The organism is Flaviaestuariibacter terrae, assembly GCF_054777635.1.
The window spans coordinates 26,129-46,420 of sequence record NZ_BAAHAL010000022.1; the positions used below are offsets into that span (position 1 = coordinate 26,129).

21 protein-coding genes are annotated in these 20,292 nt (G+C 58.9%); 14 read left to right on the plus strand and 7 right to left on the minus strand.

Annotated elements, in window-relative coordinates; genetic code table 11:
- The first annotated feature begins 51 nt into the window (after positions 1-51).
- From ACYU7Z_RS17075 to ACYU7Z_RS17095, 5 genes are all read left to right on the plus strand, one after another.
- On the plus strand, positions 52-786 hold the full coding sequence (locus ACYU7Z_RS17075) for a hypothetical protein (protein ID WP_460572688.1): 735 nt from the start codon (positions 52-54) through the stop codon (positions 784-786).
- A gap of 14 nt (positions 787-800) precedes the next feature.
- Positions 801-1,925, plus strand: coding sequence for a Nif3-like dinuclear metal center hexameric protein (locus ACYU7Z_RS17080; RefSeq protein ID WP_460572690.1), 1,125 nt, complete (start codon positions 801-803; stop codon positions 1,923-1,925).
- A 14-nt stretch (positions 1,926-1,939) separates the two neighbouring features.
- Positions 1,940-2,695, plus strand: coding sequence for a zinc ribbon domain-containing protein (locus ACYU7Z_RS17085; RefSeq protein ID WP_460572692.1), 756 nt, complete (start codon positions 1,940-1,942; stop codon positions 2,693-2,695).
- 300 nt (positions 2,696-2,995) lie between these two features.
- Entirely contained in the window at positions 2,996-4,657 is a 1,662-nt protein-coding gene (gene recN / locus ACYU7Z_RS17090) for a DNA repair protein RecN (protein WP_460572694.1), read from the plus strand.
- Between the two features lie 123 nt (positions 4,658-4,780).
- Positions 4,781-5,605, plus strand: a complete 825-nt coding sequence (locus ACYU7Z_RS17095; RefSeq protein ID WP_460572696.1) for an enoyl-ACP reductase FabI — start codon at positions 4,781-4,783, stop codon at positions 5,603-5,605.
- A 98-nt stretch (positions 5,606-5,703) separates the two neighbouring features.
- Here ACYU7Z_RS17095 and ACYU7Z_RS17100 read toward each other — a convergent pair whose 3' ends face one another.
- Positions 5,704-6,465, minus strand: a complete 762-nt coding sequence (locus tag ACYU7Z_RS17100) for a hypothetical protein (RefSeq protein WP_460572698.1) — start codon at positions 6,463-6,465, stop codon at positions 5,704-5,706.
- Positions 6,466-6,541: 76 nt separating this feature from the next.
- Entirely contained in the window at positions 6,542-6,763 is a 222-nt protein-coding gene (locus ACYU7Z_RS17105) for a DUF2795 domain-containing protein (RefSeq protein ID WP_073045655.1), read from the minus strand.
- 257 nt (positions 6,764-7,020) lie between these two features.
- Here ACYU7Z_RS17105 and ACYU7Z_RS17110 point away from each other — a divergent pair, with 257 nt between their 5' ends.
- Positions 7,021-7,680 (plus strand): ABC transporter ATP-binding protein, encoded by a 660-nt coding sequence (locus ACYU7Z_RS17110; protein WP_460572701.1) that lies wholly within the window; start codon positions 7,021-7,023, stop codon positions 7,678-7,680.
- Positions 7,681-7,798: 118 nt separating this feature from the next.
- Here the strand turns inward: ACYU7Z_RS17110 and ACYU7Z_RS17115 are convergent, their stop codons facing one another.
- The 3 genes from ACYU7Z_RS17115 to ACYU7Z_RS17125 form a co-directional block, all read right to left on the minus strand.
- Complete coding sequence (locus ACYU7Z_RS17115) at positions 7,799-8,359, minus strand: cob(I)yrinic acid a,c-diamide adenosyltransferase (RefSeq protein WP_460572703.1); 561 nt, start codon at positions 8,357-8,359, stop codon at positions 7,799-7,801.
- Positions 8,360-8,454: 95 nt separating this feature from the next.
- Positions 8,455-9,177 (minus strand): ABC transporter ATP-binding protein, encoded by a 723-nt coding sequence (locus ACYU7Z_RS17120; protein WP_460572704.1) that lies wholly within the window; start codon positions 9,175-9,177, stop codon positions 8,455-8,457.
- Positions 9,178-9,252: 75 nt separating this feature from the next.
- Positions 9,253-10,875, minus strand: a complete 1,623-nt coding sequence (locus ACYU7Z_RS17125) for an RHS repeat domain-containing protein (RefSeq protein ID WP_460572706.1) — start codon at positions 10,873-10,875, stop codon at positions 9,253-9,255.
- A gap of 111 nt (positions 10,876-10,986) precedes the next feature.
- Between ACYU7Z_RS17125 and trpS the strand changes: the two genes are divergently transcribed.
- The 3 genes from trpS (at position 10,987) to ACYU7Z_RS17140 (ending at position 13,434) form a co-directional block, all read left to right on the plus strand.
- Positions 10,987-11,988 carry a tryptophan--tRNA ligase gene (trpS, locus tag ACYU7Z_RS17130; RefSeq protein WP_460572708.1) on the plus strand — a complete coding sequence of 334 codons (1,002 nt, stop codon included), beginning with the start codon at positions 10,987-10,989 and terminating at the stop codon, positions 11,986-11,988.
- 63 nt (positions 11,989-12,051) lie between these two features.
- Positions 12,052-12,687 carry a deoxynucleoside kinase gene (locus ACYU7Z_RS17135; RefSeq protein WP_460572710.1) on the plus strand — a complete coding sequence of 212 codons (636 nt, stop codon included), beginning with the start codon at positions 12,052-12,054 and terminating at the stop codon, positions 12,685-12,687.
- Between the two features lie 291 nt (positions 12,688-12,978).
- The gene (locus ACYU7Z_RS17140) at positions 12,979-13,434 is read left to right on the plus strand and encodes an energy transducer TonB (protein WP_460572712.1); all 456 of its coding nucleotides are present in this window, start codon (positions 12,979-12,981) and stop codon (positions 13,432-13,434) included.
- Between the two features lie 108 nt (positions 13,435-13,542).
- Here ACYU7Z_RS17140 and ACYU7Z_RS17145 read toward each other — a convergent pair whose 3' ends face one another.
- Together ACYU7Z_RS17145 and pckA are read right to left on the minus strand one after the other, a co-directional pair.
- Positions 13,543-14,190 carry a DUF922 domain-containing protein gene (locus ACYU7Z_RS17145; RefSeq protein ID WP_460572714.1) on the minus strand — a complete coding sequence of 216 codons (648 nt, stop codon included), beginning with the start codon at positions 14,188-14,190 and terminating at the stop codon, positions 13,543-13,545.
- Between the two features lie 186 nt (positions 14,191-14,376).
- The gene (pckA, locus tag ACYU7Z_RS17150) at positions 14,377-15,981 is read right to left on the minus strand and encodes a phosphoenolpyruvate carboxykinase (ATP) (RefSeq protein ID WP_460572716.1); all 1,605 of its coding nucleotides are present in this window, start codon (positions 15,979-15,981) and stop codon (positions 14,377-14,379) included.
- A gap of 277 nt (positions 15,982-16,258) precedes the next feature.
- On the opposite strand from pckA, the gene ACYU7Z_RS17155 reads away from it, so the two are divergent.
- The 5 genes from ACYU7Z_RS17155 (at position 16,259) to ACYU7Z_RS17175 (ending at position 20,260) form a co-directional block, all read left to right on the plus strand.
- Complete coding sequence (locus tag ACYU7Z_RS17155; RefSeq protein ID WP_460572718.1) at positions 16,259-17,548, plus strand: aminopeptidase P family protein; 1,290 nt, start codon at positions 16,259-16,261, stop codon at positions 17,546-17,548.
- Positions 17,549-17,820: 272 nt separating this feature from the next.
- Positions 17,821-18,642, plus strand: a complete 822-nt coding sequence (locus ACYU7Z_RS17160; RefSeq protein ID WP_460572720.1) for a CDP-alcohol phosphatidyltransferase family protein — start codon at positions 17,821-17,823, stop codon at positions 18,640-18,642.
- A gap of 147 nt (positions 18,643-18,789) precedes the next feature.
- The gene (purS, locus tag ACYU7Z_RS17165) at positions 18,790-19,029 is read left to right on the plus strand and encodes a phosphoribosylformylglycinamidine synthase subunit PurS (protein ID WP_460572722.1); all 240 of its coding nucleotides are present in this window, start codon (positions 18,790-18,792) and stop codon (positions 19,027-19,029) included.
- Between the two features lie 77 nt (positions 19,030-19,106).
- The gene (rsmI, locus tag ACYU7Z_RS17170) at positions 19,107-19,772 is read left to right on the plus strand and encodes a 16S rRNA (cytidine(1402)-2'-O)-methyltransferase (protein WP_460572724.1); all 666 of its coding nucleotides are present in this window, start codon (positions 19,107-19,109) and stop codon (positions 19,770-19,772) included.
- Positions 19,773-19,804: 32 nt separating this feature from the next.
- Positions 19,805-20,260, plus strand: a complete 456-nt coding sequence (locus ACYU7Z_RS17175; RefSeq protein ID WP_460572726.1) for a hypothetical protein — start codon at positions 19,805-19,807, stop codon at positions 20,258-20,260.
- Positions 20,261-20,292 lie beyond the last annotated feature (32 nt).

The window sequence follows — 20,292 nt, forward strand, 5'->3', positions numbered from 1 at the left end:
CCATGGCCAAATGCAACAGTGCCCTTTATTTTGCAGTAACCTATTCCACGCATGATGCCACGAAACCTCCTGCTCGCCGCCCTGCTGCTCAGCGCCGGCGCCTCTTCCGCGCAAAAGACCGAATTCCGCATTGCCCTTAATTCCGGGTTGTTCCATTTCGGGGGCCCGGGCGCGACCTCCGCAACCCAATACCAGGTTTATACCGGTGGCTCCGGCAGGGTGGCCAGCCAGTATGGCAAACGGATGGCACCTGCCTCCGGGGTTGCCGTTGAGGTGCAGACCGTGGGCGTCAAACGCTTTATCGGCGGCATCTCCCTGGCCTACGAGCGGCTCCGCAGCCGCAGCCGGATCGATACGGTGCAAACGGCCCCATACAACGGAAGCCAATGGAAGACAGCGGCCGACCAATCTTCGTTCACCGAACTGAACAGCGGCTTTTTTACGCTGCACCTCTTTATCGGCGGCCGTCTTATCGACAGGCGCGTCAAGCTCGACCTGACTGTAGGGCCCGAAATAGCCTTCGAAACAAGCAGCAAACAGGTGGGTAAGGTAACCTACACGGACGCCAGTGGCCGCAACCAGGCGGTTTCGGTTTTCTACAGCACCGAGCAGCCCGGTATCGACTTCCGCGGCCGCTCGAACCTGATGCTCCGCACCGGCCGCTTTGGCCTGCAGGTCGGTTACTCAGCGGGTGTCACGAACTGGAGCCAGGCGAATGGTTCCCCTGCCGGCAAGCCCGCCTACCTGCGCGGGCTCCGCTTCGGTATCAGCTGGAAGTTGAACTGAGCTATCTTTCGCCCATGAAGATCCACGACATTCTGCTGGAGCTGGAGCGCTTTGCGGCGCCCGAGCTGCAGGAAGACTACGACAACGCGGGCCTCCTTACCGGGGACCGTTCCTGGGAGTGCCGCGGCGTGCTGTGTACCCTCGATGCGACGCCCGAGGTGATCGAAGAAGCGGTCGCCCGGGGCTGTAACCTCGTTGTGGCGCATCACCCGATTGTGTTCAAGGGGCTGAAGCGGATCAACGGCAAGACCTATATCGAGCGCGCCCTCATTACCGCCATCAAGAATGATATCGCCATCTACGCCTGCCACACCAACCTCGACAACGTGGTGGCCGGCGTCAGCCGCCGCATGGCCGACCGGCTCGGGATCGGCGAGGGGCAGGTGCTACTCCCGAAATCGCGGCAGCTCCGCCGCCTCATCACCTTCGCTCCCGTAGACAAGGCCGCCGAAGTCCGCGACGCGGTTTTTGCCGCCGGCGCCGGCCATATCGGCAAGTATTCGGAGTGCAGCTTCAACACGGTGGGCGAGGGCACCTTCAAGGCAGAGGAAGGGGCCGATCCATATGTAGGGAAATTGGGCGAGCGCCACACGGAGCGGGAAACGAAGCTCGAGATCGTCTTCCCGTTTTACCTCGAAGACCAGGTCGTGCGGGCCCTGGTGAAGGCGCATCCCTACGAGGAGGTCGCCTACGACATCTTTACGATGGAAAACGCGCACTTCGGGATCGGGGCGGGGTTGATCGGCGAGCTCCCGGCGCCGCTGGCCCCCGGGGCCTTCCTCCAGCTCCTTAAGGACGCCTTCGGGCTCAGCGTTGTGCGCCATACGGCGCCGCCCGACCGGCCGGTACGCCGGGTGGCCCTTTGCGGGGGCTCCGGCGCCTTCCTGATCCGGGCCGCCCTGGCCGCCGGGGCGGACGCCTACGTAACAGCAGATGTTAAATACCACGAGTTTTTCGACGCCGAGGAGCGGATGCTGCTGGCCGACATCGGACACTGGGAGAGCGAGCAGTTCACCGTAGACCTCCTGCAGGAGCTTATCGCCGGAAAATTCCCTACCTTTGCCGTCCTTAAATCGTCGGTGCCGACGAACCCGCTGCGGTATTTCCTGGGTCAGGAAAACGGGCGGATCAAACCTTAAACGTCATATCCCTCATGGCAAACGTAAAAGAATACTCGGTCGAAGAAAAGCTGACCGCCCTTGTAAACCTCCAGAAGATCGATTCCAAGCTTGACGAGATCCGCATCCTGAAGGGCGAGCTGCCGATGGAAGTAGCCGACCTCGAAGACGAGATCCAGGGCCTGCATGCCCGCCAGCTGCGCATCGAGGAAGAGATCAACGGCATCACCGAGTTCATCGCCCAGAAGCAGGAGGCCATCAAGACCGCCGAGGGCCTGATCAAGAAGTACGAGAAGGACTCGGAGAACGTGAAGAACAACCGCGAGTTCGAAGCCATCAACAAAGAGATCGAAATGCAGCAGCTCGAAGTGAAGCTCTGCGAAAAGCATATCAAGGACGCGAAGGAGGAGATCTCCGAAAAAGCGGTTTCGCTCGATAAGGCCAAGAAGGCCCTCGGCAACAAGGAAGCCGTGCTCAACGCCAAGAAAGGCGAGCTCGAGAAGATCATTTCCACCACCGAAACGGAGGAGAAGCAATACCAGCAGGACGCCGAGAAGGCCCGTGCCGCTGTTGATCCCCGCCTGCTCGCTTCCTACGAGAAGATCCGCTCCTCCTACCGCAACGGCCTCGCCGTGGTGCCCGTTGAGCGTGATGCCTGCGGTGGCTGCTTCTACGCCATCCCGCCCCAGAAGCAAAGCGAGATCAAGCAGCGCAAGAAGGTAATGGTCTGCGAAAACTGCGGCCGTATCCTCGTCGACACCGAACTGAGCGACTCTATCGAGGTGAAATAAGGGTTAGAAGCTTAATAAGCTTCGGAACCACGAAGAAAAGTAGAGAAAAAGGCATTCGCGAAGAGATACGAAAACGTCCCGCCATCGGCGGGACGTTTTTATTGATCAAAGCGAAGAGACGCACACTGTGTGTCTCTTCGCGTACCACCTTCTTTTCTTATTCTCTTCGCGGTTCCGAACCTTCTTTCCCCTTAAAATCTTGTTGTTTTTCCCAACACGGAATCTTGCTAAAAAATTTGTCATTTTTTGGCCGGCCGGCCGTTGCGAAGCGCCGCCTTTTCCTTTATTTTGTTGACCCGTATGCTATCCCGACTCGCTATACAGAACTACGCCATCATCGACCAACTGGAGGTCGATTTTTCCGAGCACCTCAATATCATCACCGGTGAGACCGGGGCCGGCAAGTCGATCCTGCTGGGTGCGCTGGGCCTCATCCTGGGCCGCCGCGCCGATGCGGGCGCGCTGCTGAACCGCGAGAAAAAATGCGTGGTGGAAGGCCTCTTCCGCCACGAGGCGCTCGACGAGGCCGTGCTCCAGTTTCTGCAGGAGCAGGAGCTCGATGTGCAGGATGATCTTGTTGTGCGCCGCGAGATCGCCCCCAGCGGCAAGAGCCGCGCCTTTGTCAACGATACGCCGGTCAACCTTGCGCAGCTCAATCAACTGAGCTCCCTGCTCGTCGACCTGCACCAGCAGTTCGACACCCTAGAGCTCGGCGAAAGCGATTTCCAGCGGCAGGTGCTCGACGCCCTCGGCGGCAACCGCGCCACGCTGAAGGCTTACGGGGCCGTGTACACGCAATTGACGGAAGCGCGCCGCACACTGGCGCGCCTCGAGGAAACCAAGGCGCAGGCCGCCCGCGAATTCGACTACCACCAGTTTCAATACGGCGAGCTCGAAGAAGCAGCCTTCAAGGAAAACGAGCTGGAGGATCTTGACCGCGAGCTGAAGGTGCAGTCCAACGCCGAAGGCATCAAGAACGCCCTCAGCAAGGCCTGCTACGAACTGGGCGAAGGTGAAACGCCTATGCTCCGCAGCCTCCGCGGCATCGGCTCGGCGCTGCAGCCCTTCCGCGACCTGCATCCCGACCTCCCGGCCCTCGCGCAGCGACTCGATTCGGCCTACCTCGAGCTGCAGGATATCGCCGACGAGCTCGATCGCATCAACAGTCACGTCAGCTCCGACCCCGCCACGATCGAGCAGCTTAATGAGCGTCTTTCGCTTGGGTATAAATTACTGAAGAAGCACGGTGTGCAAAGCACTGCCGAACTCCTTGCCATCAAGGCCGACCTGGGTGAAAAGCTCCAGGCCGTGCTCAATATCGACAGCGACATCGCCACAGCGGCGCGTACCGTAGAACTACGGGAAGGCGAAGCGCTGAAGCTGGCGAAGCAACTCTCCTCCGCGCGCCTCGCCCAGGTGGCTCCGCTCGAGAAGCGCGTGAACCAGATGCTGGCGCAGGTGGGGATGCCCAACGCGCGCCTCAAGGTGCAGGTGGTTCCCGGCGACAGCCTGCTGCCCTTCGGCCTCGATGCTATCGAGTTTCTTTTTGACGCCAACAAGAGCAACCATTTTTCGCCCCTACGCAAAGTGGCCTCGGGTGGTGAGCTGAGCCGCCTCATGCTGTGCATCAAATCGCTCGTCGCTACCTCGATGAACCTGCCAACCCTCATCTTCGACGAGATCGACACCGGTATCTCGGGGGAGGCCGCCAAGCAGGTGGGCATCATCATGAAGGAGCTTGCCGATGCCCGCCAGGTGATCTGCATCACCCACCAGCCGCAGATCGCGGGCAAGGGCGACCGCCACTTTTTCGTGTACAAGACCGCGCAGGGCGATGCCGTGAAGACCGGCATCCGCACCCTCAGCACCGACGAGCGGATCGTTGCCATCGCAAAAATGCTGAGCGGCGAGAAGCCAACGGCTGCGGCGCTGGAGAATGCGCGCGAGATGGTGATGAATTAGTCTGCTAATGAGGCAGTATGCTAATCTGCTATTAGTAGAGAAGAAGTAGTAGCGGACTGGCAGATTAGCAGACTTGCACATTATATTTGTGCACCGGTAGCCGGTACAAAACCTCCAACACTTATGGCAAATAACCTTCTGGCAGGAAAGAAAGGCATCATCTTCGGCGCGCTCGACGAAAAGTCGATCGCCTGGAAGACGGCCGTAGCCTGCCACGCCCAGGGCGCGCAGATCGTGCTCTCCAATGCACCCGTAGCCCTGCGCATGGGCGAGATCAACAAGCTCGCCGAGATGATCGGTGCCCCGGTCATCGGCGCCGACGTGACCAACATGGACGATCTCAAGAAGCTCTTCGAGGAATCGATGGCGCACTTCGGCGGCAAGATCGACTTCGTGCTGCATTCCATCGGCATGGGCATCAACGTACGCAAAGGCAAGCACTACACGGAGATGAATTACGAGTGGAACCAGAAGACCCTCGACATCTCGGCTACGAGCCTGCACCGCGTGCTCCGCACCGCCTGGGACCTGGACGCCCTCAATGAGTGGGGTTCCGTGGTGGCTCTCAGCTACATCGCCGCCCAGCGTGTGTTCCCCGATTATAACGAAATGGCCGATGCCAAGGCGCTGCTCGAAAGCATCGCCCGCTCCTTCGGCTATCACTACGGCGTGCGCAACAAGGTTCGCGTCAACACCGTGTCGCAGTCGCCCACGCGTACAACGGCGGGCTCCGGCGTCAAAGGCTTCGATGCCTTCGTGGATTATGCCGAGAAGATGAGCCCGCTGGGCAATGCGTCGGCCGAGGATTGCGCCAACTACTGCGCCTTCCTGTTCTCCGACATGGCGCGCTACATCACGATGCAGAACCTGTTCCACGATGGTGGCTTCTCCTTCACCGGCGTCAGCCAGGCCATTGTCGACAGCATGTATCCTTCGGGCAATGAATAATGAGTAATCAGTAATGAGTATAGAAAAGCCCCGCATCGCGGGGCTTTCTTTTTGGTCGTGAATCAGTTTCACATTATTCATTGTTGATTACTCATTACTCATTTCATCAGCCCCTTCTCGGTGAGGTATTGGAAGAGACGCTCGAGCGGCGTGGCACTGTTGTACAGCACCGACACCGTGCGGTTATCCGCGCTGAGCACGATCGTCCAGTCTTCGTCGGGCTTGCCCTGGGGGTGGCGCGCTACGGCTACCTTCTGGTCGTTGGCATTATAAACCTGTATGGTTTCCGTGCCAGCGTCGGTGCTTTGCTTGAAGGTGCCGATAGCCTCGTCGTTGTTGTAGATGCGGGAGCCTTTGAGCTGGATGCTGGCGCTGGCCGCCGGAACGGGCGCCGATACCTGCACGATCATCGGCTGCTCCGGTGCCCTGTACTGACCGCCATTGGAAACGACAAAGCGACGCTCCGATTCTATGCTGATGGCCTCGCTTTCAAAGAGACGGCCCCGGGCTACGATGGTTGCGATGATCTTATACCAGCTGAACGAGAAGATCGGGGAGCTCACGAGGCAGGTATTGCCGGTGCCGGTGAAGGTGAAGCGCAGCTTTGTATCGTCCTCCATCTTGTGCGATGTCGTGTTGTACGACTGACCAACCACCTCGTTCTTCACGAGCAGGAATTCTTTTTTCGCCAGGTTCTGTACGGAGTAGGTTTTGGTGCCGCTCTTGCCGATTGTTTCGATCAGGAAAGCATCTTTTCCGTCGACTTTGACAATGCCGGTCTTTTTGTCGACGTCGACATCCTGGGCATTTGCGATAAGTACGGGGAAAAAGGCAAGCAGTGTAAGCAGTTGTCGGATCATGGCAGTTGATTTTTGAGGAAGGCAAGATAAAAAAAGCTGCCCATCGGGGCAGCTTTTTCGATAGCGTTTTTGGGGCTTAGTACTCGTCTTCGTTGAAGAGGAAGTCTTCCTGCGACGGGTAGTCGGGCCAGATGTCTTCGATGCTTTCATACACTTCGCCCTCGTCTTCGAGTTCCTGCAGGTTCTCCACCACTTCGATGGGCGCGCCCGAGCGGATGGAGTAGTCGATCAGCTCGTCTTTGGTTGCCGGCCAGGGAGCGTCTTCGAGGTATGAGGCCAATTCCAGTGTCCAGAACATGGGTATCGTGTTTTATCGGTAGCTAAATATTTCCGTTTAACCGGACTAATTTCTATGCCAATCAACGGGAAAAACCTCCGGGCCGCCCCGGAAATTTCGGCAAAAGTAGGGGGAATCCGGAATTTTCCAAATCAGGGTTCGGCAGGGCCGGTTTACAGTTTGGCGTTTGGGGTTTACAGTTGCTGTCGTCTCCGGCAACGAACCTGGCTGATAAACTCCAAACCCTAAACTCCAAACCCCAAACTATATTTGCGCCGATGTCTCTTCTACAGGCCACCGGTATTCACAAGCAGTTCGGGCAGCTCGAGGTGCTCAAGGGCGTTGACCTTTCGCTCGCCAAAGGCGAGATCGTATCCATCGTCGGTCCGTCGGGATCGGGAAAGTCGACGCTGCTGCACATTCTCGGCACGCTCGACCGGCCCGACCGCGGGCGCGTGACGCTGGGCAACACCGAGCTGACGAAGCTTTCCGGCCAGCGGCTCGCCGAGCTCCGCAACCGCCGCATCGGCTTTGTGTTCCAGTTTCACCACCTGCTTCCTGAATTTTCAGCCATAGAGAACGTATCCATCCCGGCCTGGATCGGTGGTCGCCGCCGCGGCGCCGTACGCCCCGAAGCGGAGCGCCTGCTGGGCCTTCTCGGCCTGGGTCACCGCCTCGACCACAAGCCCGGCGAACTCTCCGGCGGCGAGCAGCAACGCGTGGCTGTTGCACGCGCCCTTATCAATAACCCGGATATCGTGTTCGCCGACGAGCCCACCGGTAACCTCGACTCGGCCAATGCGCGCGAGCTCCACGATCTATTCTTCCGCCTCCGCAAGGAGCTCGGGCAAACCTTCCTCATCGTAACGCACAACGAAGAACTCGCCCAGCTCAGTGACCGGGTAGTAACGATGCGCGACGGGAAGGTGATTGGCTAGTCTGCTAATCTGCTGGTCTGCTAATTTGCCAATAAGTTACCAACCGATGGTTGTGCGTTCGCCCATTAGATCGGCAGGTCCTTGCATTAGCAGACCTGCAGACTAACACATTAGCAGACTACACTCTGGGTTTCCACTTGATCTCCTCCGCTCCGAGCAGGTGCGCCGCATAGCGGGCCAGCACGAACAGGTAGTCACTGAGGCGGTTGAGGTATTGCAGGATGAGGGATTCGAGGTCCGTGTCGACCTCCTGGAGGGCCACGCAGAGGCGCTCGGCGCGGCGGCACACGCAGCGGGCCACGTGGAGAAACGACACGAGCGGCGCGCCGCCGGGAAGGATAAACGAGCGCATCGGCTCCAGCTCCTCATTCATCCGGTCGATCTCTTTTTCCAGCAGGGTAACATCCTCGGCATGCAGGTCGGGGATGCGGAGCTTCGGCTCTTTCTCGGGGTCGCAGGCCAGCGCGGAGCCCAGGGTGAAGAGACGGTCCTGGATCTCGCGGAGCGTCTGACGCGAATGCGCATCCGTAAAATGATCCATCGCCACGCCGATCCAGGAGTTGAGCTCGTCGACGGTGCCGTAGCTTTCGATGCGCAGGTGGCTTTTCGGAACGCGGGTGCCGCCGATGAGGGCTGTAGTGCCCTTGTCGCCGGTCTTGGTATAGATCTTCAGTGCCATCAGGAAGAAGTTGATTAGTGACTGGTTGATACGTTGCCTGGTAAACGGCAAAAGTATAAAAGCTCCGACCGAACACCGATCCACTTATCAATGGGTCAGCTCGCAGCCGGTGCGCTGTGCGTCAGCACGGGGTGCTCGTTGCGCCGGTCGCTTTCGATCACGCCGTCGCGGAGGCGGATGATGCGGCGGGCATGGTTGGCGATGTCTTCTTCGTGGGTCACCAGCACCACGGTGTTGCCCGAGGAGTGGATCTTTCCAAAGATATCCATGATCTCGTGCGACGTCTTGGTATCGAGGTTGCCCGTGGGCTCGTCGGCCAGGATCATCGACGGGTCGTTGACAAGGGCACGGGCGATGGCCACGCGCTGGTTCTGTCCGCCGCTCATCTCGTTGGGCTTGTGGTGGGCGCGGTCGGCGAGGCTCACCATCTCGAGCACGTGCTCGGCTTTCTGAAGCCGCTCTTTTTTCGACATCCCGGCATATACCAGCGGGAGGGCAACGTTCTCCAGCGCGGTGAGGCGGGGGAGGAGGTTGAACTGCTGGAACACGAAGCCGATCTCCTTGTTGCGCACATCGGCGAGGTCGTTGTCGGTCATGCGGCTCACATCTTTATCATTCAGCACATAGCGGCCACCGGTGGGCGTATCGAGGCAGCCGAGGATGTTCATCAGCGTGCTTTTGCCCGAGCCCGAGGGGCCCATCAGCGCCACGTACTCGTTGCGGAAGATGTCGAGCGAAATGCCCTTGAGCACTTCGATAACCTGCTTGCCGAGGAAATAGTTCTTGCGGATGCCTTCGAGGTGGATGATGCCGTGCATGGCGTAAAGATAGTTTGGAGTTTGCAGTTTGGGGTTTGTAGTTCGGGAAGGAGGCCGCGGTCTTCGCCGCGCTGCTCAGGGCTCGTCCCCGTCGTAGCGGATCGTTCGGAGTGCCAGCTCATACCTGGCGGAAGCGCTCTCCCCGGTCACGCGGCCCTCGCGGCGGATCCAGTTGCCGCGGCTGTCGAACTCATAGCTGTAGCTGTGCCTCAGCTCGCGGCCGCCCGAGCGTTGGCTGAAGCTCCGGAGAAGGCCCTCCTTATCGAAGCGGCTTTCCGTGCTGCCAACCGGTCCTGCCGGCCCGAATTGCTGCAGCACGACCGTCCGCGCGCCGTTCGCCTCGTAGGTCCATTGAATGCTGTACAGGGGCGTGTCGTTCCGGTCGAACAGCGACTCTTTTTTGGGCCGGCCTTTCCGGTCGTACTCGAAGCGATACCGCAGCGGTCCGGACGGCTGCGGGCTGTGTCTCTCCACATCGGGTGGCGGCGGGGCGGGTAGCACAAGCACGTCCACCGGCTGGCAGTGACTGTTGTAGCGGATGATGCTGCGTTGCGACCGGCGGTAGCGAGGCCCTTCGCCCGACGTGGTCGTGACCGTATCGGGGCCGGGGCAGCGGCCATAGGCGTATTGTATGGTCGTTCCATCGGTTTTCTCTTCTTCCAGCCGTCCCTGCGCGTCGTAGCGATAGCTGCGGATCTGCCGGAATTGGCCCTGGATGAATAAGCTGTCGCGCAGCCGCAGGCCCGCCACGTACGCCGACCGGGTTTCGCCGGACCATTGAAAATCCTGCAGCGTATGTCCGTTCGCATCAAACGTTACCCGCCGGTCTACCTCGGGAGCGTTGCCCCAGCTGCTTTCCAGGAGGTCGCCGGCGGCATCGTAGCGGTAGATGCTGTGGCCGCTCAGGGTTCCGTTCGCGTAGTACGAGCTCTCTTCTGTCTTACGGCCCGCGCTGTCGTAGGCGTAGGTCGCATAGCGGTCGAGGTAGTAACCCGCCTCGAAAAAGGACGTGCGGATGCGCCGTCCTTTCGTATCGTAGTCGTGCAGCTGCATGTCTTCGATCTTATCGCCGGGCCGCTTGTGGATCTCCTGGATAAGCCACCCGTGCAGGTCGTAGCGGAAGCTGTATGCGTCGGCAAGAATTCCGTTGGGGTCGAGATGGCGCTCCTCCTGCTTGCGTCCGCTCGCGTCGTAGTCAAACTGGTAGTGGTATTCCTCCTGCCTGCCCAGGAAGCGTGTTTCGTCCAGCACGCGTCCCTTCGGATCGAGTACGCGCCTGAAGCTGCGGCGCTGCGGGATGCCGTTCTCCAGCCAGGTCACTTCCGCCATGCCGGTGGAGTCGTAGCGGATCTCCTGGTACGGTTCCGCCTTGCCACCCGGCCCGGCCTTGTCTACCCGCAGGGGCTCGCGCCGGTCGTTATCGCGGTAGGTCCACGACATGCTGAATTGCCCCCAGGGACGTGTGAAGTGTTCCTCCGTCTGCAGGTTGCCGGACGGATACCAGGTCCGCACGATGCTGTCGTAGCTGCGCTGGTACCATTCGGGCCAGGAAGCCGCCGCCAACGCGCGAACGGGCCCCTTGGTCTCCAGGAGCGTTGCCCGCGGCGCATCGGTATAGAACGAAGCCGGGTCCCACGAATGCTGGGCGGCGGCAACTGAAATGGCGAAGGAAAAAGCAGCAGAAAGCAGGAAACGCATAGGTGAATAGGAGCCGGCCAAATGTGCCGAAAGGCCCGGGGCTCCTGAACTCCAAACTACAAACTCCAAACTACAAACTTGGATTTATCTTCGCGCTCCAATCGAGGTTTTATGAGCAAGCAAATCGTGGTCAGCGGCATCCGGTCGACGGGGCAGCTGCACCTGGGCAACTATTTCGGGGCGATGCGCAATTATGTGCGGATGCAGGAAGAATACAACTGCTATTTCTTCGTGGCCGACTGGCACGCGCTCACCACGCACCCCGATACGAGCCAGATGCAGGACAGCGTGCTCAATGTGCTGTCGGAAAACATCGCTGCCGGTCTCGATCCCGAAAAGGTGACGCTGTATTGCCAGAGCGCCGTGCCCGAGATCGCGGAGCTGTACCTGCTGCTCAACATGCTTGCCTATAAAGGGGAGCTGGAGAAGACCACTACCTTCAAAGACAAGGTGCGCGCACAGCCCGAGAACGTCAACGCCGGCCTGCTTACCTACCCCGTGCTGATGACGGCCGATATCCTCATTCACCGCGCGCTGTTTGTGCCCGTGGGCAAAGACCAGGAGCAGCACCTCGAGATGGCCCGCAACTTCGCGCACCGCTTCAACCACCGCTACGGCGAGCTGTTCCCCGAACCGTCGGCCTTCAACTTCGGCGCCGACCTGGTGAAGGTGCCTTCGCTTGATGGGGCCGGTAAAATGAGCAAGAGCGAAAACCAGAATGCAACGCTTTACCTCGCCGACGACGACGACGTTATCCGCAAGAAGGTAATGAAGGCCAAGACCGACAGCGGGCCCACGGAGCCCAACTCGGAAATGCCCGATTATATCCAGAACATCTTCCAGATCATGGAGCTCGTAAGCGCGCCCGACGTTGTGGCGAAATACCGCGCCGATTTCAATGGCGCCAACATCCGCTACGGCGACCTTAAGAAGCAGCTGGCGGAAGACATGGTTGCCTTTATCGCGCCGATCCGGAGCCGTGCCACCGAGATACGCAAGGACACTGCTTACCTGAAGCGCATTATGACCCGCGGCGCCGAGGCGGCACGCGAAAGCGCACAACAAACCATGGCCGATGTACGCCGCCTTATGGGGCTCAATTACCTACAATAAAAAATTACTTTAAGTCAACCCTAAGCGCTAATTTGGCCCAGCCCCATCCCACCGCTCCCGTTTATGCCGAAAAATAAAAAGCCAAAACATATCGCCGTCGCCGGTAACATCGGCGCCGGCAAGACCACGCTCACCGAAATGCTCAGCAAGCACTACCGCTGGATCCCGCAGTTCGAGGACGTGGACGATAATCCCTACCTGAACGATTTTTATGAAGACATGCCGCGCTGGAGCTTCCCGCTGCAGATCTACTTCCTGAATGGCCGCCTGCGCCAGCTGATCGACATCCAGCACGGCACCGAAACCGTCATCCAGGACCGCACGATCTACGAGGATGCGCACATCTTCGCGCCCAACCTCCACGAGATGGGGCTGATGACGAAGCGGGATTACGATAACTACTTTACGTTCTTCTCCACGCTGAAAAACATGGTGCAGCCGCCCGACCTGCTCATTTACCTGCAGTGCTCCGTACCGACGCTCGTGGGCCAGATCCAGAAGCGTGGCCGCGACTACGAGGAGAACATCCGCCTCGATTACCTGAAGCGCCTCAACGATTACTACAACAAGTGGATCGACGGCTACAAGGAAGGTCCGCTGCTGATCATCAACGGCGACCAGAACAAGTTCGGTGAGCGCAACGAGGACTTCGGAAAGATCATCAACCTGATCGACGCCGAGCTGTTCGGGTTGTTTTAAGGCGCCGAAGTAAGCGAAGGTTTTTACCGCTAAGAAAAGAAGTGAACTAAGGTACTCGCTAAGAGATAGTAAACGTCCCGCCCAGGCGGGACGTTTTTTATTGCAGTAACCTTAGCGTAGCGGCTTCTTTTCTTATTCTCTTCGCGGTGAAAAACCTTTCAACTCCACCTCCTTCAATCCCCGGGGTCTACAAACCGGGCAAGAAACACCCCAGCCGTAGGCGAATTTCATATTAGGAAAATCCTGCACGCAATTTGAACAGCTTAGGCTGTTGCTAACCTCCTAATCGACATGAAACACAGCCTACTCTTTTGCCTGCTGGCCCTTTTCGGCAGCAGTGCCTTTGCCCAGACAGCTGCCGAGCGTCAGAATCTCCAGGACGTCCGGTCTTACTTAGCCAATAGCGATTATGTTTATCCCTATGTGGATACGCCCCCGTTTTTCCCGGGCGGTAACGACAAGTGGAGCCGCTACGTGAATTCGTCGGCGCTCGTGCTCAATGCCGGTCTTGAAGCGGCCAAGCAGGGCCTGCAGCCGGGCTTTTACGTGGTTACCGTACGCTTTGCCATCAATGCCGACGGCACTGTGGGCGAAACCCGCACGATTGGCCGCCAGCTCGGCTATGGCCTGGAGGACGCCGCCCTTACACTTGTGAAGAACAGCGGAAAGTGGACCCCCGCCAATATCGAGGGCCGTGACGCCAAAAGCTGGCTCCAGCTCAACATCCGCTTTCACGTATTCGAATAATGCCTGATGCCTGACCCAAGACGTCAGATATGCAAAATGGATCGCAACGCGATCCATTTTAGTATCTGTACATTAAATCAGACATCAGCCATCCGACATCCGACATTCTTACGGGTACGTGGCGTAGGCCTGCGTTGCCTCGAGCTGCTCGTTAATGCGGGCAAGCCATTCGGACTGCACGCGGCGATTGCGGCTGTGGTCGGTTTCGCGGTCGTAGGTATTCTGCAGCGATTCTTTTTCGGCGACGATGTCGTTGTAGATGCGCGTGAGGTCCTGCTTGAAGTTGCGGCGGTCGAAGGGATAGGTCGACAGGGCCTGGTACAGCTTGCGGGCCATGAGCTCCGTGATGTCGAAATGACCTTGCTCGTGGGCGAGGATGTATTCCGTTTTCATGAGACCCCAGGACTTCGTCTTCTGGAAGTTGCAGGTGATGTTGTAGCTAAGCTCGCCGTCCTTCAGTTGGTAGGAGAGGCCCAGCGAGGTGCTGGTGGAGGCGACGGCCTCGGTGCCGTGAACCGGCGCGCTCTGGAAATCTTCCCAGCCCACGATGCGGCGGGCCGACCAGGGAATGAGCTCCGCGCTTTCCTCGCGCATCGTCGCCGCGGTGGCACGGACGGCGGTGACGGACGGCTTTTCGGCCGTTACGAGGCGGGAGGAGGCCGCGTCGGGTGCGATGATCGTTTTGGCGGAAGGAGCGAGGCGCATGCCTGCGAAGGCGATGAGAAGTACGGGGAGGCTGAAGGCGGTCAGGTTCATATTCACGGTTAACGATGAGCCATTTGGATTTCGTATTCAAGTTACTCAGGCCCAGGGGTAAGCGGCTGACAGTTACGGCAAACGCCTCCTTTTTGGAGGTGAAAAAGCTCTTTTTGGCGGCATTGCCCGTAAAGAAAAGCCCCCGTTTCCGGGGGCTCTCGTCATCATACAGCAAGCGAAAAATCATCAGGCCTTCGGGGCGGCGTTGCGGATCTCCTCGCTCACGCCCGAGGCATACTTTTCAAAATTCTTGATAAACAGGCCGGCCAGGTACTTTGCCTTCTCGTCGTAGGCTGCCTTGTCGATCCAAGTGGAGCGGGGCGTCAGCAGCTCGGTGGGCACGCCGGGCACTTCCTTCGGGATGGCTACGCCGAATACGGGGTCGGTAACGGTTTCAACGTTGTCGAGCGCGCCATCGAGGGCTGCGCTGATCATGGCGCGGGTAAAGCCCAGCTTCATGCGGCTGCCGACGCCGTAGGGTCCGCCGGTCCAGCCGGTGTTGACGAGCCACACGTTCACCTGGTTCTCTTCCATCTTGCGGCCGAGCATCTCGGCGTATTTGCCGGGGTGCAGCGGGAGAAAGGGAGCGCCGAAGCAGGCCGAGAAGGTCGGCTTGGGCTCGGTAACGCCCGCCTCGGTGCCGGCTACCTTAGCCGTATAGCCCGAGATGAACTGGTACATCGCCTGGCCCTTGGTGAGCTTCGAGATCGGGGGCAGCACGCCGTAGGCGTCGCAGGTAAGGAAGAAGATATTGCGGGGCACGTTGCCGATGGAGGGCTCGGCGGCGTTGGAAATGAAATCGAGCGGGTAGGAAACGCGCGTGTTCTCGGTGATCGACGCGTCGTCGAAGTTGATCTTGTTGGTGCCCGGGTAGAACTGTACGTTTTCGACGATGGCACCGGGGCGGATGGCGTGGAAGATCTCGGGTTCTTTCTCCTCCGACAGGTTGATCAGCTTGGCGTAGCAGCCGCCTTCGAAGTTAAAGACACCGTCGGCGGTCCAGCCGTGCTCGTCGTCGCCGATCAGCTTGCGCTTCGGGTCGGCGGAGAGTGTCGTTTTGCCCGTTCCGGAAAGACCGAAGAAAACGGCCGTGTCGCCGCTGTCGTCCATATTGGCTGAGCAGTGCATGCTCAGTACGTTCTTTTCCTGCGGAAGGATGTAGTTGAGGATGGTGAAAATGCCTTTCTTGGTTTCGCCGGTGTACCCGGTGCCGGCGATGAGGATGGTCTTGTGCTTGAACGATACCACGGCGGCGTTGTGCTGGCGGGTGCCGCTGACGGCCGGGTCGAGGTGGAGGCCGGGTGCCGACAGGACGGTCCATTCGGCTTCAAAGTCTTCGAGCTCCTCCTCGTCGGGGCGGAGGAACATGTTGTAGGCAAAGAGGTTGGTCCAGGGCTTTTCCGTCACCACGCGGATGTTGAGCCGGTAACGCGGGTCGGCGCAGGCGTAGCAGTCGCGCACCCAAAGTTCGGGCTGGCTGTTGAGGTAGGCGAGGATCTGCTCACGGATGCTGAAGAAGTATTTTTCTTCGATCGGGATGTTGAAGTTGTTCCAGTGTACGGTGTTCTCGGTGACCTCGTCTTTTACGGTAAACTTGTCGAGCGGCGAGCGGCCGGTAAACTCACCGGTGTTGATGGCGAGGGCGCCGGAGTCGGTCAGGGTGCCTTCGCCCATGCGAAGGGTGTCCTGTACGAGCTCCTCAGGTGTTGATTGATAATGAATGCTCTCTGTTTTGGTTAGGCCAATCTTCACCAGCTTCCCCTGCGGGAAGTAAATTGTAGGTACTGACATAAAAGCAATCGTTTGTTTAGGCTGCAAAGGTAAAAGTTTGTGCCATAGCATTTTGAGGGGCGTGTAAGCGATACACATTAAAAAACTGTTGTGGATGAGCTTCCCGCGCGGAAAGCCGCGAGAGACCCATCCCCCGGCCCCTTCCCCAAGGGAAGGGGAGATGACCCATCCCCGACCCTTCCTAAGGGAGGGAGTCAGGCCGGCCTCAGATGAATATTTGCGAAACGCATTCACGATTGCCGATTGCCGATTCACGATACCCGAGTACATTGCCGCCATGAAACACTTGCCCCTCAACGCCGAGCTCTTCACCACGAACCGCAAGCGCTTTATGGAAAAGATGAAGCCCGGCTCGATCGCCATCTTCGTCTCCAACGACGAGGTGCAGAGCAACGGCGACGCCCTGCACCCCTTCCGGCAAAACAGCGACCTGTACTGGCTTTGCGGGATTGAGCAGGAAGACACAATGGTCATCCTGTTTCCCGACAACCCCGATCCGAAATACCGCGAGGTGCTGGTGCTGGTACGGCCCAACGAACTGAAGGAAAAGTGGGACGGCAAGCGGCTCCGCCGCCAGGAAGCCACGGCCATCTCCGGCATGACCAGCATCGTGTGGCTCGATACGCTGGAAGGGCTGCTGCAGCCCTGGATCCACCTGGCCGATAACATTTACCTCGACAGCAACGAGAACGACCGCCGCGGCGGCCATACCGAAACGCGCGACTACCGCTATATCGCGGAGATGCAGCGCCGCTACCCGCTGCACCGCTACGAGCGCGCCGCAAAGATCATGGGCGAGCTGCGCGCGATCAAAACACCCTTCGAGATCGAGGTGACGAAAAAGGCCATCGAGATCACGGCCAACACGTTCCGCCGCGTGTGCCGGTTCGTGAAGCCGGGTGTCATGGAATACGAAGTGGAGGCCGAGATCATTCACAGCTTCCTGTCGCAGCGCGCCTCGGGTGAGGCCTATGGCTCCATCATCGCCTCGGGCGACCGCGCGCGCACGCTGCATTATGTAAGCAACAACCAGGAATGCAAGGACGGCGAGCTGCTGCTGCTCGATTTCGGTGCGGCGTACGGCGGCTACAACGCCGACCTGTCGCGCACGATTCCCGTCAACGGGAAGTTCACGGCGCGGCAGGCCGAAGTATACAATGCCTGCCTTCACCTGCACGACTATGCGAAAAGCCTGCTGAAGCCCGGGATCTCCATTCTCCAGTATACCGACAAGGTGGGCGAGGAGGCGACACGCCAGTTCCTGAAGATCGGGCTGCTCAGCGAGGGCGACGTAAAGAACGAGGACGCCGACAACCGCGCCTACCGCAAGTATCTCTACCACGGCATCTCGCACCATCTCGGTCTCGACGTGCACGACCTCGGCACCCGCACCGAGCCGATCCGCGAGGGCATGCTCTTTACGGTGGAGCCCGGCATCTACATCGAAGAAGAACAGATGGGCATCCGCATCGAGAACAATATCTGGATCACGAAGGACGGCAACATCGACCTGTTTGAAGGAATACCGATCACGGTGGAGGAGATCGAAGCCGCAATGAAAAGATAGCAGGGGGATAACGCGGGTAACGCGGATCGAATCGAAAGAACGTCATTGCGAGCGAAGCGAAGCAATCGGGCGGGGCCTTCACTGCAGCCGGTCTCAGTGAGAGCCCGGATCGGATTGCTTCGTCGGCCGGCGCATTACGCCGTCATTCCCGCAATGACGGACCAAAGGGAGCTTCGGGTAGGAACTAACTTTCAGAACCTGCAGAACCATCAGAACCTTCAAAACCTTTCCCGCAACGCGTACCTATATTTGCCTGCATCAACCCCGCGTGCATGAAACAGATCCCCAACTTCTTTACACTCCTGAACCTCATTTTCGGTTGCCTGGCGATCGTGTGCGTGCTGCAAACCGGTGAGATCATCGTCGGCGTCGACGAGAACTCCCTGACCGGCACCTCGGTGAACCTGCCGGAGAAGATCTGCTGGGGCTCGCTGTTTCTTTTCGCCGCCGCAGCGGTGGATTTCCTTGATGGCTTTCTCGCGCGGCTGCTCAAGGCGCAAAGCGGGATGGGTGAGCAGCTCGACTCGCTCAGCGATATGGTGTCGTTCGGTGTGGCGCCGGGGATGATCCTGTACCAGCTGCTCCGCATGGCCTATGCCCGCGACGAGGCTGGTCTCGACATCAACTGGGGCTACCTGTTCCCGGCCTTCATCTTCACGGGTGCCGTGGCCTGGCGTCTTGCCAAGTTCAACATCAGCACGACCCAGAAATACAGCTTCGAAGGAGTGCCCTCGCCGGCCGGCGGGTTGCTGGTGGCCTCGCTGCCGCTGGCCATCTGGTATGGCGACGACCTCGGTGTTGGCCCGGCGCTGCTGAAGCCCTGGCTGCTCTACGCGATCATCGCCGTGGTTGCCTACCTGATGGTGAGCCGCCACTCCATGATGGCCCTCAAGTTCCGCGACTTCTCGCTCCGTAGCAACCTGCTTAAGTATATCCTGCTCGTGGTTTCCATCGGCCTGGCCGTATGGCTCGGCTGGCTCGCGGTGCCCCTCATCTTCGTGTTCTATGTTGTCCTCTCGTTCTTTTCGCCTGAGCCCACTGTAGCGAATCCTGGTACCTTGCCGGCGCGCGAGGAAAAAGACATCACCGTTTGATACAAGTGGGAAGTAGGAAGTCGGAAGTGATCCTATCCGGTAGATATGAGTTTACTTTGCAGCGGCGCTGAAACCTCAACCCTTCAGAGCCTTCCAAAACCTTTCAAAACCCGCTGAACCTTTCAAAACCTTTCTAAACCTTTTTCGATGACCTATACGATACAGGTAAACGTAATGCCGCTGAAAGACCTTCTCGACCCGCAGGGCAAAGCCGTACTCAACGGCCTGTCGAACCTGGGCCTCAAAGGCGTCGGCGACGTGCGTATCGGGAAGCGCATCACGCTGCAGATCGATGCCGACTCCGAAGAAGCGGCCCGCGCCATCGCCGACGAAGCCAGCAGGAAGCTGCTCGCCAATCCCGTAATGGAATACTACGAGATCATCTGATGATCTCGGATTTGATGATCTCGGATCTATGCGTCTCGTAAAATCCGAGATCCTGAGATCCGCGATAAAAAGATCTTATGCTCTACCTCGTTCCAACGCCCATCGGCAACCTGAAAGACATCACGCTTCGCGCCCTCGAGGTGCTGAAGGAAGTGGATGTGATCCTCGCCGAGGACACGCGGACGACGGGACGCCTCCTGCAGCACTACGGGATCCAGAAGCCGATGGCACCGTATCATCAGCACAACGAGCACAAGGTGCTGCAGCATCTCGTGGACCAGCTGCTCGCGGGCAAGAAGATGGCGGTGGTCACCGACGCCGGCACGCCCGGCATTTCCGACCCGGCCTTCCTCCTCGTACGTGAGTGTGTGCGCAGCGGCATTAAGATCGAAAGCCTCCCTGGTGCCACGGCATTTGTGCCGGCGCTGGTGAGCAGCGGTCTTCCCACGAACCGCTTTTGCTTCGAAGGATTTCTTCCCCCGAAAAAAGGGCGGCACACGCTGCTCACGCAACTCGCCGGCGACGAGCGCACCATCATCCTGTACGAATCGCCGATGCGTCTTGTGAAGTCGCTCGCCGAATTCATCACCTACTTCGGCGCCGACCGTCCCTGCTCCGTCAGCCGCGAGGTCAGCAAACTTTTCGAAGAGCATGTACGCGGCTCCCTGCAGGAAGTGCATGACTACTTTGTGCAAAAGGGCGTCAAGGGAGAAATCGTGGTGGTTATCGGCGGAAAGCCCTAATTTTCCTTTTCCTTAAAAAAACCACATCCACCATGTTCCGTTCTTTCGTGCTGGCCTGTCTTTGTGCCGTCCTGTTCTCCTTCTCCGCATCCGCCCAGCTGGGCAAGATTCCCGCCGCCGTCACTGATTCTTTCGCGCGTCAATACCCGCAGGCAAAGCAGGTGGTTTACGGCGATAATCTCGGCGACTACAGTGTGCGCTTCCTCTCCGACACCGCGCGTATGATCGCGCATTACAACAGGAAGGGCGCGTGGCAGGGCTCGGAAAAAGCCAGCTCCTTCGAACATCTTTCCGCCGATGTGAAGGATGGCTTTATGAAAAGCAAGTTCTCCGACTGGCAGGTGCGCGAGGTCTCGCAATTGTACCTCACGGCGGCCGAGGGTGGTGGCGAGCAGTTCCGCATCAAGGTGAGCAAGGGCGACCTGAAGCGCCGCTACCTGTACTTCAACCGCATGGGCAAGCTCGTCAAGGACAAGCTCGCCTTCTAACGATATAGCAGTACCCGAAGCCCGGATCGACA